The sequence below is a fragment of the Bremerella cremea genome (genome assembly GCF_003335505.1).
Taxonomy (GTDB): Bacteria; Planctomycetota; Planctomycetia; order Pirellulales; family Pirellulaceae; genus Bremerella; species Bremerella cremea_A.
In genome coordinates this window covers 92,616-106,973 of record NZ_QPEX01000046.1, presented here as the reverse complement: position 1 = coordinate 106,973, position 14,358 = coordinate 92,616, and the positions used below count along the sequence as shown (strand labels likewise).

The 14,358-nt window shown below is 54.4% G+C and carries 11 protein-coding genes; 6 read left to right on the top strand and 5 right to left on the bottom strand.

All coding sequences use genetic code 11. The annotated features are described in order from the left end of the window. The first annotated feature begins 91 nt into the window (after positions 1–91). Complete coding sequence (locus tag DTL42_RS24210; RefSeq protein ID WP_114373158.1) at positions 92–544, top strand: RpiB/LacA/LacB family sugar-phosphate isomerase; 453 nt, start codon at positions 92–94, stop codon at positions 542–544. Between the two features lie 63 nt (positions 545–607). On the opposite strand, the gene DTL42_RS24205 is transcribed toward DTL42_RS24210, so the two are convergent. After that, positions 608–862 carry a lipoyl domain-containing protein gene (locus DTL42_RS24205; protein ID WP_114373156.1) on the bottom strand — a complete coding sequence of 85 codons (255 nt, stop codon included), beginning with the start codon at positions 860–862 and terminating at the stop codon, positions 608–610. Between the two features lie 320 nt (positions 863–1,182). Here DTL42_RS24205 and DTL42_RS24200 point away from each other — a divergent pair, with 320 nt between their 5' ends. Next, on the top strand, positions 1,183–1,686 hold the full coding sequence (locus DTL42_RS24200; RefSeq protein WP_114373154.1) for a hypothetical protein: 504 nt from the start codon (positions 1,183–1,185) through the stop codon (positions 1,684–1,686). 256 nt (positions 1,687–1,942) lie between these two features. Then, on the top strand, positions 1,943–2,803 hold the full coding sequence (locus tag DTL42_RS24195) for a hypothetical protein (RefSeq protein WP_114373152.1): 861 nt from the start codon (positions 1,943–1,945) through the stop codon (positions 2,801–2,803). Here the strand turns inward: DTL42_RS24195 and DTL42_RS24190 are convergent. The 3 genes from DTL42_RS24190 to ppk1 form a co-directional block, all read right to left on the bottom strand. Further along, positions 2,800–3,993: a YcxB family protein gene (locus DTL42_RS24190; RefSeq protein WP_158545533.1), complete on the bottom strand. Its 1,194-nt coding sequence runs from the start codon at positions 3,991–3,993 to the stop codon at positions 2,800–2,802. The two genes, DTL42_RS24195 and DTL42_RS24190, sit on opposite strands and share 4 nt — an antisense overlap. A gap of 53 nt (positions 3,994–4,046) precedes the next feature. Continuing rightward, complete coding sequence (locus DTL42_RS24185) at positions 4,047–5,213, bottom strand: S1C family serine protease (protein ID WP_114373148.1); 1,167 nt, start codon at positions 5,211–5,213, stop codon at positions 4,047–4,049. A gap of 125 nt (positions 5,214–5,338) precedes the next feature. After that, positions 5,339–7,510: a polyphosphate kinase 1 gene (ppk1, locus tag DTL42_RS24180; RefSeq protein WP_114373146.1), complete on the bottom strand. Its 2,172-nt coding sequence runs from the start codon at positions 7,508–7,510 to the stop codon at positions 5,339–5,341. A 213-nt stretch (positions 7,511–7,723) separates the two neighbouring features. Between ppk1 and gmhB the strand changes: the two genes are divergently transcribed. After that, on the top strand, positions 7,724–8,431 hold the full coding sequence (gene gmhB / locus DTL42_RS24175) for a D-glycero-beta-D-manno-heptose 1,7-bisphosphate 7-phosphatase (RefSeq protein WP_234824351.1): 708 nt from the start codon (positions 7,724–7,726) through the stop codon (positions 8,429–8,431). Here the strand turns inward: gmhB and DTL42_RS24170 are convergent. Then, a complete protein-coding gene (locus tag DTL42_RS24170; protein WP_114373144.1) occupies positions 8,379–9,374 on the bottom strand; it encodes a hypothetical protein in 996 nt (331 codons plus the stop codon). The two genes, gmhB and DTL42_RS24170, sit on opposite strands and share 53 nt — an antisense overlap. Before the next feature lie 251 nt (positions 9,375–9,625). Here DTL42_RS24170 and DTL42_RS24165 point away from each other — a divergent pair, with 251 nt between their 5' ends. Both DTL42_RS24165 and DTL42_RS24160 read left to right on the top strand, forming a co-directional pair. After that, the gene (locus tag DTL42_RS24165) at positions 9,626–10,810 is read left to right on the top strand and encodes an SGNH/GDSL hydrolase family protein (RefSeq protein WP_114373141.1); all 1,185 of its coding nucleotides are present in this window, start codon (positions 9,626–9,628) and stop codon (positions 10,808–10,810) included. Positions 10,811–10,873: 63 nt separating this feature from the next. Then, positions 10,874–14,344 (top strand): PVC-type heme-binding CxxCH protein, encoded by a 3,471-nt coding sequence (locus tag DTL42_RS24160; RefSeq protein ID WP_114373139.1) that lies wholly within the window; start codon positions 10,874–10,876, stop codon positions 14,342–14,344. The last annotated feature ends 14 nt before the right edge of the window (positions 14,345–14,358 follow it).

The following is a 14,358-nucleotide window of genomic DNA, read 5'->3' as shown; positions in this document are numbered from 1 at the left end:
TTGCCTTTTGCGGTATCATAAACCTCTTGGTTTTAATTGATACTGTTTGCTTGCGTGGACTTCCTCGTTTCTCTATTTCAACTGCTTTCCAATGAAGATCGCTATTGCCTCGGACCATGCCGGTTACCACTACAAGACTATTATCATTGCCCATCTGCAGGCGTTGGGGCATGAGGTGGTTGATTTTGGGACCGATTCGGACGAGGCGTGTGATTACCCAGACTTCATTATCCCGGCCGCCAAGGCTGTTTCGCGCGGGGAATGCGAACGCGGGATCGTGCTGGGCGGCTCTGGCAATGGTGAGGCGATTGCCGCAAATCGAATCCACGGCATTCGTTGCGCGCTGACATGGAACGTGGAAACGGCCAAACTGGGCCGCCATCATAACAAAGCCAACATGATTTCGATCGGCGAACGGATGACCGCCGAGGCAGATATTTTGCCAATCGTCGATGCCTGGCTAACGACCGACTTCGACGGTGGTCGACACGAACGACGCATCGAGAAAATCGATCTGTTATCGCAAGACCAACCAGGGGCTTAGGTTGGCCTCGTGCGGCTCTGCGGTGCCATCTTGGTAGCCTTTGTTATTGAAGGCCTGGGCAGGCTAAGCGGCGACGCGGATGTGTCCTAAGACTTGCCCTTCGCTGACGATATCGTCTTCTTCGGTGCTTAGTTCGTGTAAGACACCAGTTGCAGGCGAGGTCACATCGAAGGTGACTTCCCCTGCCAAGACTTCTAGCACGCGATCTCCTTCGCGGACGAACGACCCACGCGGCACGAGCCACAAACTAGTGCGAACCAGGATGTCGGTCAGGCCTAATTCGGGCAAAATTAGTGGATGTAAGTCTTCGCGCGGCATGGGTTTCTGATTTCTTCAGTCAGGTAGGTCAACGCTAGACAGACGGCTGACTCGTTCTGCTAGATAATTTGACCGAGATTGTTTGAGGGCTGGAGATTAATAGCGAGGAACTCGGCCTGTTTCAAGGTCGAATTGTCCTTTCTCGATAGCTAAGTGGCAGTGTTGTTGCCTCAGCGCCTCTTCTGACTTGCCCAAGGAAGAGCAGCGATATTCCGAAAATAATAATTTAAGGAGGGATAAAAATTGTTTACCGGCATCTTTCTAGGGTGCTAAAGTAGTCCCCGTGACGGGCTGCGAGCCATCTTTTATCGGGGGGGGCAATGGGAAAACGTGTTAAGCCAATTGCTTTAGGATTGGCAGTCATCATTGTTTTTGGAGTGACTTACCAAGCCAGGCTTGCCAAGTTGGCCAGTGCTGGTCATGAATGGTGGCGGCGCCAAAGTGGGCAGTTTTGCCAGCATGGTTATCAGTTGCGAATGGAAAAGACTTGGCAACACGAGAATGGGCAGACTTACTTTGTCTATATCTTTGAAACCACGGTGGCCTATCGCGGAATTGATCCTGGCATTCAGATTTTGTTGGAAGATAGCGAGCACAACGAAGTTGAGCGAATTCATTTCGCAACACCCCATGCAATCTGGAAATCGACCATACTTTCTAATCTGCATCCATCCCGTCTAGAAATTGTCTTCAAAACGCGGGAAGCAAAATCAAAATCAGTTCGCTACCTCTGGGAGTTTAAGGAGGGGCATCTCGTGACTTCGGAGTTTGTGAAGTCTCTCGCCGCTTTACCTGCTGAAAGAGATGTCTGGCTGAAAGTCTAGTTCGTAGCAACCAATTTGTTGCTTCCCGGCATCACGTTGCCATGAAGCATCATTTACGAGGAGGCAGGGCCGTCGAAATGAGCGAATGATTACGACGTAAACACCTTGCAGCAGAAGAGGTTATGCGTGTTCTTGTCGCGATATAAAATAACTGGCACTCGGTTTGCAAATCTTCTAGGCATTGCTTCGATCCCAGCAAGAGACACCTTTTAGTCGACTCGCTGCCCACTTCGCCATGTCTAGAATTGCTTCTTCCATGCACGCTCGCGAACACGTCCAGATTGCTGCTTACCTTGCTGTTTTTGCGCCGAACTATCTCCGGCTGAAAGCGGCTCACTCCCCTTCCGCGTTAGAGAGTTTCTGGATTGCCTCAAAGTGTCGACTCGACCGGTGGGGGATTCGCCTCAAGACGCATGCCACGCTTCTTGAAACTGGCAACGCTGCTGATCTCCCACGTTTTTGGAATGCGGCGCGTCCGGTGATCGAAGAGATCTTGGTGAGCGATATTCTGACGCGTGTTTGGATTTCGACGTGCGTCGCCTACGATCGAATCCATCGTAAAGTTGCCACCGAACCGATCGCCCGAAGTGTTTTTCTGGGGCATATGGAAGCCAGGAATCGAGCGCTCAATCTGCTTTTGCACGGACGCGGGCTCGAGGCCACGTTGATGGTACCGTTGAATCGTTTGCGTCGTCGTACCGAACGTTGGACCGATATGCTGTTGGGATATATCGCGGCGGAAACCGACGTAAATAGCTTTGGCTACGATCAATCGCGTGTACGAGAGTTTGGCAGCGATATTCGTGGCGAACGCAATGCGATGACCCGTCATGCGACCTGGACGATGCTGCTTGACTCTGCGGTCGATGCGTTTGGAAATCCGTTAGTGAATGAACCTGCTAATGCCGATCTGAATCGTGATATCGCAGGCACCGTGATGTCTTGTTTTGGGGCAGATTTGTTCGCTCAGACAACCCTGATCAATCCCATGTGGGAGGCACGCATGGCGAACCTGGCAGATGATGCCGAGTTGTTGGTCGAACAGTTGCTAACCGTCAACGAACCGGTTGTAAAGCGTCCGCAACCGGAACTGCCTCGCCCTACTCCCCATTTCTAAGGGGGTGTTGTCGGAGGAGAGCGAAACGGGTTGTCGATTAGGTCAGCCACAATTGCTTCGTTGGCCGTTTCAGCAAGGATCGCTTCTTGAACCGTCTCGTGAGCGTTGATGTAGCACTGCTGCATGCGTTCGCGGATGACTTCTTCCTCTTCGGGGCTCGTGAAGCTGGACTTGGGAACGATTGCGTAAACAAACGGGGGAGCTTCTTGCAGGACAATCGCATCACGATCTTGCTCGACCGAACCGAGCGTCTTCCAGAAGTGGAACGACAGAGTATCTTCCGTGATGGTGCCGACCCCTTCTTGATAAAACCAAAGCTGATTAGGGCGTTGCAGGGTTGTTTGTCGAGCCAGGGCCTTGCGATACCGTAAATAGGTATACAACTGCATCCCAAAGATGAACGCAAACAGGATGGCCAGCATAAGAAGCGTATAGTGCAGCGTGAAAGACGTGTACAGCCCATCGCTGCTGGACGATCGCTTCAAAAAGAACAAGAATAGGGCCAGAAAGCCAGGGAAGATCAGTTGGCCGATTAACCCCCAGATGGTTGGAAGCGATTGGGTGCCATCTTTGTCGATCCCCAGCGTATCGATCCGGGCGGAAAGTTGAGGGTTGGGCTTCCACTGAAGATGTTTAATCAGCGAGAACTGATCGAGATTGAAATCGCGGCGGAACTCTTCCCAGTCGAGCGATGGCATCGGTCCCGACAAAGCTGCGGCTTGGAGTTGGGTGAGGCGAGCGAGAAATTCTTGAGCTTGTTCAGGCGAAGTAAAATACTTTTTAGGGATGGCTAGGTAACGATAGGCTTGTACGTAAATGACAAGATGATTGGGCAGATCCACAATCTTGGAGATCGCTGTCCAGCGGCGCCGTGAATAGCCGCGTTGCGTGATTGCTTCTAAGAAATCGGTGGTCAGGCGAATCTGAAGCTCGCCCGGAATGATATGAACTTGAGGAGGGAGTTGCCACCAGTTTCTCGCGTAAATGTACGTGTAGTACAGCAAAAACAGGCCGACGAAGGCCGCAATCCATTGAAGGATAGCCCACTCTCCTAGCACGATCAGCAGCAGGGCGACCGGCCAAATGCAGTGCCCCAAGCCGAAGACTTGAAGATAAGCAGCTACGCGCTCTCGCCACGATAACGCATGCAGCAAAGCAAAGATGTCTTCCGGCTGATTCTGGTAAGTCACTTGCATGTCGTTTGCGGACGAGCCGGGCGAGTTGGAAAAATCGGTGTTGCCCGTTAGTCTCCTTCTCCGAGTTTTACTGGCAGCGAGATCGTTTCCCCTTCGCGCACGATGGTTAAGACAACCTGCTCGCCAGGCTGTTTGTTTTCGACCACCGAAAGCAGGTCGTCGGCGGTTTGCACGCGTTGACCGTCGATTCCGATGATCGTATCGGCTTCGCTTCGATCGATGCGAGTTTGTTCGTAAACGAACGGGCCACGTTGAATTTGTTCGCGGACCAGGCGAAATCCACGAATGCCTGCTTGATCGCTAGGGCCTCCCTGAGTGACGGTGGCGACCATCAGGCCGTTGTCCGTTTGATATACCCGCGTGATACCGATATCAGGGCGGATAACACGACCGTTGGCAACCAATTGCGGTACGATTCGTTTAACCGAGGCAATGGGAATCGCAAAGCCGACACCGGTATTCTCGCCCGTTCGCGAGGCGATAGCCGTGTTCATGCCGATCAGCCGTCCGCTACTGTCAAACAAGGGGCCGCCAGAATTGCCGCGATTGAGGGCAGCATCGATCTGGATGATCGATTTCATCGTTCTGCCGGAACGGGAAGGAAGCACGCGATTCAAGCTGGAGATAATGCCAATGGTCATCGTGCGTTCCAGGCCAAACGGATTTCCAATGGCGTACACCTTCTGTCCGACACGCAGCTTCGAGGAGTCGCCATATTGAACTGGAAAGAGAACTTCTGGCGGGGCATCGATCTTCAGCACGGCAATATCGTTTACCGGGTCTTGCCCAACCAGCGAGGCCACATAGCTCTCGCCGTTAAACAACGTAACCCGGATGTCGCGGGCATCTTCGATCACGTGATAGTTGGTAAGAATAAGCCCGCTTTTGTTGAGGACGCTACCGCTACCTGAGCCTTCGGCGGGGCGTTCCATCAGGTAGAAGGCATCGACCTGAACGCTGCGCGTGGTGATATGCACGACGGCCCGGTTGCCTCGTTCATATACAAGGATGTTCCGCTTTTCATCTGGGGTAAGCTCAAGCTCTTCAGGAGCCACCTCGCCGGCCACATGCCAATCACCCTGAGCAGCCATACGGCTTTCGAGTGCTGGCGGTCGAGCAATTTGCATCTGAGCGTGGCTTTCACCTCCCAGCAGGGAAACAGAAAACAAGCTGACCAAAAATGAGAAACGGAAAAAGAGTTTAGATGCAAGCATCGAGTCGGTCTCCTGAAATGAGTGGGTGACTCTAGTCAGGGTACAAAGCTAATTCGGTAGGACCGCTAAGTATTACGCAGCCGTCTGGGAACAGTTCAAGATCGATCTGGCACGTGGGGGTTCGGCTACTTGATTCGCTCTTTCATTCGCTGTTGGGTCAGCAGCATCAGGGTGCGATGCGTTCCTAGACGCGAGATGTCGTCATCGTCTTCGGTGGCAACAAGTTGCTCGTAGCTGCCATCCGGCTGCATGACCCAGGACTGGCGTCGATCTTTGAGAAGGACTTCCATGATTTCCCACAATCGCTCGCGATGCGAACGCAATTCGATTGGGGTGACCGCTTCCACGCGGTTGCTGAGGTTGCGCTGCATCCAGTCCGCAGAGCCGATGTAGAACTCGCCTTCGAGTGGGTCTTCAGCGCCGGACTGAAAATAATAGATCCGCGAATGTTCGAGGAAACGTCCGATGATGCTCCGAATCGTTACGTTCTCGGTCAGGCCAGGCACGCCAGCACGGAGGCACGAAAAACCACGCACGATACATTCCACACGTACGCCAGCTTGCGAGGCAGCGATAATCGCCTGGCACATCTCGGAGTCTTCCAATTGGTTGACTTTCAAGATGATCAAGCTCGGCTTGCCCGCTTTTTGAAATTCAATCTCGCGGCGAATCTTCGCCAGGAATTGCTCTCGCATGTTGGTCGGGGCAACCAGTAACTTTTGAAAGCTCGGTTCACGCGAGCGTCCGGTCAGGGCGTGAAACAGGTTGACCACATCGGTCGTCAAAGTCGGTTCGCAGGTAAACAGGCCGAGGTCGGTATACAGCCGCGCCGTTTTCACATGGTAGTTGCCGGTGCCGATGTGGGCATAGCAGCGAATACCATCCGATTCTTGTCGGACAACCAAGGCGATCTTGGTGTGAGTTTTCAAGCCCAGCACGCCATAGACAACGTGCGCGCCGATCTTTTCTAATTCTTTGGCCCAGTGAAGATTACGCTCTTCATCGAAACGGGCTTTCAGTTCGATTAAACAGGCAACTTGCTTGCCCGTTTCGGCGGCGCGGATCAAGCTGCGGACGAACGGTGTGTCGTCCCCCACGCGGTACACGGTCATCTTAATCGCGACAACCTTGGGGTCTTTGGCTGCGGCCCGAATAAACTGTTCGACACTGGCGTCGAAGCTTTCGTACGGATGGTGAACGAGGAAGTCGCCTGACTTGATGACCGAAAAAATATCCGCTTCTTCCCCGGCCAAATCTGGCGGGACGATCGGGTTCCACGGTTCATCCCGCAGCTCTTTCACGTCTAAGGAAGCCAGCGGCCACATGCCTGCGTAATCTAACTCGCCAGGCACTTCGTAGACATCGTCCTCGGACAGATCAAACTGGTGCATCAGCAGCGAGCGGACCCAGGGGTTAGGGTTCTCGGAAAGTTCGAGTCGTACGACCGGCTCGAACTTGCGTTGCCGCAGTTCTTCGGCCACGATCGTGCGGATGCTTTCCGATTCATCGTCGTCTTCGATTTCCACTTCCGAATTTCGGGTAATGCGAAAGAGGCTCGAATCGATAATGGTCATGCCTGGGAAAAGCTTTTCCGCGTTGTAGTGAATCAGATCGGCCAAGCGGATGTAGTGGCGGGCATCGTCCATCTCGGAATCGAGCTGAATCCATTGTGGCAAGATGTTGGGAACCTTCACGCGGGCAAAGAGGTTCTCTTCCGAATCAGGCACACGCAGCACAAATCCCAGCGATGTCGATAAGTTCGACATATAAGGAAATGGATGCCCAGGGTCGAGCGCCAAAGGAGTGAGGGCCGGGTAAACGTTGCGATTAAAAAACAGATTCGCCTTCTCACGCTGCGTCTCGGAGAGCTGATCCCAATCTAAGAGGTGGATGTTGTGCTCTGCTAGCAGCGGTTTCAAATCACGCCGAAAGCAACGCCCCCGCTTCTGCAGCATGGGGATGATCACCTGACGCATCTCGTGCAAGCGTTGTTGAATCGGAACGGGGCCGATTACGCGGTTCTTGAGTCGTTCGGCTTGGCTACGGGTTCTTAGCAAGCCAATACGCTTCATGAAGAACTCGTCTAAGTTCGACGTGAAGATGGCCAGAAACTTGACCCGTTCCAGGGCTGGGTTGCGTTCATCAAGGGCTTCGTGCAGGACTCGACTGTTAAATTGCAGCCACCCCAGGTCTCGATCGGAATAGGCATCACGCCACGAGGGATCGGACAGCTCCGGTTCTGTGGACGAAGTTTTGAGGTTCTGATCGATTAATCGGGCCGTAATTTCCTGTGTCATCTGTCCTTCGAGCCTTTGGCTGACAAACTCTTGCGATGAACTCAATGGGGATTGGAACTTGTATCTTAGCCGATACTGCCCCCTTCAAGTCAAAGGCGAGCAAGTTTCATACGGAATTCATACGGAAGATTGACCTTGGGTCAGCCTGGGGAAAACGGTAAAACTGCCCCTCGATTTGGATGAGCAGTTGGGTCCACCTAATGGAACTCTGGCATGACGATGGATACGAAGATCTGGACAGGTCCCGGACGCCCGGCGGTTTTTTTGGACCGCGACGGAACGATCAACGAGGAAGTCAAATACCTCAGCTCGCCTCATCAGTTGCGGCTTATTCCTGGGGCTGCCGAAGCGATTGCCCGGCTGAACCAAGCGGGAATTCCCGTGATTGTGGTTACCAACCAATCGGGAATCGCCCGTGGCTTCTATACCGAGGACGATGTCGAACTGGTCCACAGCTACCTCGATAAACTACTGGCCGATCATGGGGCATCGATTGATGCCTATTACTATTGTCCGCATCATCCTGGGGCAATCGTTAAACAATATCTGGTCGATTGCGAATGTCGGAAGCCACGCACCGGAATGCTGAGCGCCGCTGCCGCCCAAGAGAACGTTTCCTTAGCTCAGGCCTATCTGGTGGGGGATAAACGATCCGATCTACGGGCTGCCGTCAGTGCCGGGGCACGAGGGATTTTGGTCCGTACCGGCTACGGTAAAGAAGCCGAGCAAGAATTGCTCAGCGAAGCGGAAGCGTCAGGGGCCGCGTTGGTGGCCAATATTGTCGACGACCTAGCTGCTGCAGTAGACCAAATCTTGGCGACCCTCAGCCAATCGCAACCACAAGGAATTCAGCCGCCGAAGTTCGCGGCTAATTTTCGCCATCATCAACCGGAGATAGGTCGACATTACCCACATTCGTAGGTGGTGTTGGTTCCGCGCCCGGGGGTTCGGGGATCTGGGCGCCAATTTCACCAAGTAAATTGGTTGCCTCGGTTGCCATCGAAACTTCTTCTGCCAAGCTCAGCGTTGGCGGAGCGTTCGGATTGCTGGCTTGATCCTCAGCAGTGGGCGCCATTGGCTGTAGAGGCTCGTTGGCCACTCGGGGATCGACTGGCGGCGTTTCCAGCCGTGGATTCTTCAGGGCAGGCTCGGCCAAGGGAAGCTCAGTCATCGGGGGCTCGAAGGTCAGAGGTTCAGCGACTGGAGGCTCGTTGAGGGGAGCTAGATCGGCTGGTTCTTCATCGACGGGGAATTTCTCGATCGAGATCTTTTCGACGGTCAGTTCGATCTCTTCTTCATCTTCCTCTGGCGTGGCCGCCGGAGCTTCTCCGCGAGCGTATTTTTTCATCTCGTCGGTGCGCATTTTTTCCGGCAAGATCATGTACGCTTGAACCGGTAGTTTGTGGGCGATACCGAGCGGGTCTCGGTGCATGGTCCAGATGATTGCCATGACGGCCAGGCCCAAGCCCACGATCCCGCCGACCACAACTTTGACGAATTCCAGGCCAAGGTTCGGTTCAGGGCGTTTGGGCTTGCGCGAGGGGCGAGAAGAATCGATCTTGGCCATGGGGGGCATATCGGGACGGAGCGACCCCGTTTCTTTAAAACGGAAGTCGGGAACCGCCGGCTTGGTTTCTTCCCCGGCGAGAACATACTCGGTAGCGTCTGCCAGACTCGTCGGCATGACGGTATGCTCTTGCGAGCCTGGCCCGGAGACGATCTCCGCTTCTGGAGGAAGCTGGTCCAAAATCTCATTCAAAGGAAATTCTTCACAGCAGCGTGGGCAACGCACGATCGAGTGCGACTGGGCACTCGCTGGAATGCGGATTGAATCGTGGCAACGGGGGCAGGAACTCAACAGCATGTGAGACTCCAGAAGGACTTCTTTACGGGCGGCCAAGCTGAACCAAAGGACGCGAAACGTAGCCCCCTCTGGCAACTTTCTAGTCTAACACGAATGTCTGGCTAAGAACCGATTCGGGGGAATTGTCCCTAATTATTTCCCGTAAACGGGGGTAAGCTGCGCCTAGCTGGAAGTTCTGGATTTTCCTGGGTAAACTAGGGTGACCTACCCAATACACCCCTTTCTCCCCTCAATCCGCTCGAATCTGGAGCATGCCTGTGTTTTGTACTCCCTCGATATCTCGATTTCTGCCTGGTTGCGTCGCCGTCGTCGCGGCACTGTTGGCTTGTACTTCGCTTTATGCTCAAGCGGAGCACAGCGGCGATACGTTAGAGCTTCGCGATGGTGATCGGATTGCGTTGATTGGGGGAACGTTCATCGAGCGAACGCAATACTACGGCTACTTTGAACTCGCTATTCAAATCGCCAATCCGGATAAGAAGTTGGCAGTTCGCAACTTAGGTTGGAGCGGCGACGAAGCCAATGCGATCTCACGGGCTCGTTTTGGCGATCAGAAGGAAGGCTACAACCACCTGATGAAGTCGGTTGAACTGGTCAATCCGACCGTGATTTTGGTGGGTTACGGCACGAACGAGGCATTCCAAGGAGAGGGTGGACTCGCGCAGTTCAAATCGAATTACACGAAACTGCTGGATGATTTGAAGCAGCGGACCGAGCGGATTGTGCTGGTTACGCCGCCCCTAATGGAAAAGCACCCTGCTCCCCTGCCCGACCCGGCCAAATACAACGCCCATGTGAAGTTGTATCAGCAAGCAATTAACGAGCTAGCCTACGATCGGGGCTATCAAGTCTTGGATCTCACCAAGCTAACCGAGAAGGTCGAAAGTGTTTCGGCAGAGAAGTTGCCGCAGTACCTGACCAGCAACGGACAGCACTTTACCGAGGTGGGCTATTGGTATCTTTCGCAGCGGATGGCAAGCCAACTAGGGTTTGAAACTTCGTATCAGTACGAGGTTCAATCTGGGGGCAAACAGCCCCAGAACTGGGACTTGCCTTACCTCCGTTCACCGGCAGGCGAGCATCAGGACCGCGTCCTGTTGCAGGTCGAAGGGCTTTCGTCGGGGAATCACTTGGTGGGCTTGAACGACTACCCCAAGGTTTCCGCCACGGCCCAGCAGTGGAGCAAGTCGGTTCAGGTGCCTGCCCAGCCACTATTAGCGAAGACCGAAGAACTTCGCCAAACGATCTTGCGGAAGAATCAACTCTTTTTCGATCGCTTCCGCCCGCAGAACGAAACGTATCTGTACCTGTTCCGCAAACACGAACAAGGGAACAATGCCGTCGAGATTCCCCAGTTTGATCCACTGATTGAAGAACAAGATAAGAAAATCTTCGAGCTGAAACAGGCCGTTCCGGTTACCGTTCATATCGACTAGTCGTCCCACTCTTCTCAATTACTGCTTCGAATAACCTACCTCCCTAGCGAGATAAACGTCCTCATGCACCGCCCTGCCCTTTCTGTATTGTTATTGCTGATTGCGATGCCTGCCGTTGTGTGGGCACAACGCGACTTGAAGGAGATTCCTGATACCGATCCGGATGCCGAGCTCAAGTCGTTTACGGTGGCCGAAGGGTTTGAAGTGAACTTGTTCGCTTCCGAGCCGATGATCGCCAGCCCGATTCAAATTAACTTCGACGCCCAAGGCCGGCTGTGGGTTGCTTCCAGCGAAGTTTACCCGCAGATCGAACCTGGCCAGGTTGCCAACGATAAGATCATTGTGTTGGAAGATACCAACGGCGACGGAACCGCGGACAAGTCAACCGTGTTTGCCGATGGCTTGTTGATTCCGACCGGCGTGTTGCCTGGCGATGGCGGGGTGTACGTGGCCAACAGTACCGAACTGTTGCACATGAAAGATACCGACGGCGACGGTAAGGCCGATCAGAAACGAGTCGTCCTGTCAGGTTTCGGGACGGAAGATACCCACCACATTCTGCATACGCTGCGGTGGGGATACGACGGCATGATGTACTTCAATCAGTCGATTTACATTCACAGCCACATCGAAACGCCGCATGGCGTACGTCGCTTAAACGCCGGTGGTATCTGGCAGTTTCGGCCAGAAACAATGGAGTTGGATGTCTACTGCCGTGGGTTTGTGAACTCGTGGGGGCATCACTTCAATCAGTGGGGGGCCGATTTTGCGACCGACGGGGCCTATGGCGAAGGGATTAACTACATCTTTCCCGGGGCCGTTTATGTGACGGCAGCGGATGCGCGACGTTTGGTTCAAGGCTTGAATCCCGGTAGTCCGAAGCATTGCGGTTTGGAATTGGTTGGCGGTTCGCACTTGCCGGCAGATTGGCAAACGAGTGCGTTGACAAATGATTTCCGGGCACACCGCGTGAGCCGTTTTGTGCTTGAAGAAGATGGTTCCGGCTTTGCCAGCCGCCAAGCAGAGGACGTCATCAAGGCCTCGCATGGTGCGTTTCGCCCGGTCGATATCAAAATGGGGCCAGACGGAGCGATCTATATTGCCGATTGGTACAACCCGATCATTCAGCATGGCGAAGTCGACTTCCGGGATTCGCGCCGCGATCACGTGCATGGTCGTATTTGGCGAGTAACCAAAAAGGGAAGCCCTTTGGCCAAGTCGATGAACTTGGAAACCGCATCGGTCGAGCAATTACTAGAAGCTCTCAAGTCTTCTGATATGTGGGTTCGTACACAAGCCAAGCAGCAACTCAAGCAACAGCCGCGTGAAAAAGTGGTGCCCCAGTTGGCTGCTTGGATGAAGTCATTGGCAAAGGACGATCCCACCACCGAGCATTATCGTTTAGAAGGATTGTGGGCCTATCAGGCATTGGACGAAGTCAACGAGCCGTTACTCCAAGAGTTGCTGGCCTCGCCTAATCACAACATTCGAGCAGCAGCCGTGCGGGTGGCCTCACAGTGGCACGATCAAATTTCTAATCCGCTGGAAGTCTTTACGGCCGCCGTTCGCGACGAACATCCCCGCGTTCGCTTGGAAGGGGTGCGGGCCTTGGCGACCATTCCCAGCCCCGAGGCCATGGTTGTCGGCTTAGAAGCAACCCGCCAGCCGATGGATCGTTTCCTGGACTTTGCCGTTTGGCAATTGGCGAACGACCTGGCTCCCCAGTGGGTGCCGGCCCTGCAAAAGGCGATTGCCGCTGGCGACACCGATTCGAAAATTCTGCAAGATGCCCAAGCCCATCCGGCAAGTTGGGCGTTCGCCATGGAAGCCATTCCAGATGCTGCCGTGGCTGAAGCCGCCATCGCAATCGTGCCCCAGGACGATGCCGCCACGGCCCAGCGATTGGTGCAACTGGCTGCCCAGCGAGGCGATGCCGCGTTGCTTGGCAAACTGTTTGCTTCCATCCTGCCAGGAGGCAATCGGGCGGACGACGTCGGCCAGATTGCTCCGATCTTGAAATCGTTTTTGGTCGCGATGGAAACACGGAAGACAAAGCCGGAGGGTGATTTGGCCCAGATCGAAAGCCTGTATGGTTCGTCGTCGCCAGAGGTGTCGGCATTGGCTTTCGATACGGCAATTGCTTGGAGCGTGGCCTCGCACGATTTGGTGCGTTCGTATGCCTCTGGCGACAAAGAGTTGCCAGCGACGGCGCGGGTGGCTGCCGTCCGTGCGCTCGCTAAGATTCCTGGCGAGCAGACCACGAAGTTGTTGGTAGATCTGATCGGCAACCAAGAGGCCAGCCAGGAAGTTCGCTTGGCAGCCTTAGAAAGCTTGGCTGCGATCGCTTTGCCGCAAGCTTCTCAGCAGGCCGCCGCGTTGCTCGTGAAAGAAGGGAACGAAATCCCCGCCACCGCGATTTTGACGCCGTTTGTCAGCCGCAAGCAAGGGCAAGTTCGCCTGGCGGAAGCGCTGCAGGGAAAGACTCTGGCACGCGATCAGGCGCAGTTAGCCTTACGAGCCGCACGCAGCAGCGCTCAAGCCGCTCCGGAACTGGTGGCCGCCATTCAAGCGGCCGGTGGGTTGACCGGAGGCGTGCGACAATGGTCCGATGAAGAACTGGCCGAGATTACCAATTTGACCATGAACTCAGGCGACCCGCATGCTGGGGAAGTGATTTTCCGTAAGGCAGAATTGAACTGCTTCAAGTGTCACGCGATCGGCGAGGCAGGCGGAAAGGTTGGGCCCAATTTGATCAGTTTGGGGGCGAGTGCCCAGCCGGATTACATCGTGGAGTCCCTCTTACGTCCTAGTGCCAAAGTCAAAGAGAATTTCCATTCGCTGGTTATCCTGACCGACGAAGGTAAGGTTATCTCTGGGATTCCGATTCGCGAAAGCAAGGACTTGCTGGTCCTTCGTGATGGCGAAGGCAAGGAAATCGAGATCGCCAAGGAAACGATCGACGATCGGGCGGAAGGGCGTTCGCTGATGCCTGATGGTTCAATCGACGATCTGACGACCCAGGAAATCGTAGACCTCGCCACGTTCCTCTCGAAACTGGGCAAGGACGAGGCGTTCTCGATTGGCAGCCAGCGTTACTTACGAAAATGGAACACGCTAGCTCACAACAACGAGTCGAATCGGGCGATTAACCGCACCAGCAACGACACGGTCGCTGCCGGGAACCCAGCGTTCGTATGGTCCCCGATCTTCAGCTTGGTCGATGGCGGTGTTCCTCTGGCCGAACTTCCAGTTTACCGCCCTCACGGTAATCAGCCTCCGTTCAGCTATTTGCAGAGCGATATCGAAGTCGCCACCGGTGGAAAGTTCCAACTCGCCCTGGAAGGGCCTGAAGGGCTATCGGTATGGTTGGATGGCAAGCCGGTACCGACTTCGGAATTGCTGGAAGTCGACTGGCAGCCGGGCACACACAAGTTGACGCTAGCGGTCAATTTGGAAGCCCGCAAGAATCCGGTAAAGGTCCGTGTCGTGGAAGAAAAATCGACCGGTCGCCTAGCCACCTCAACAGAGAAATAAGGTGGGAAGTTTAT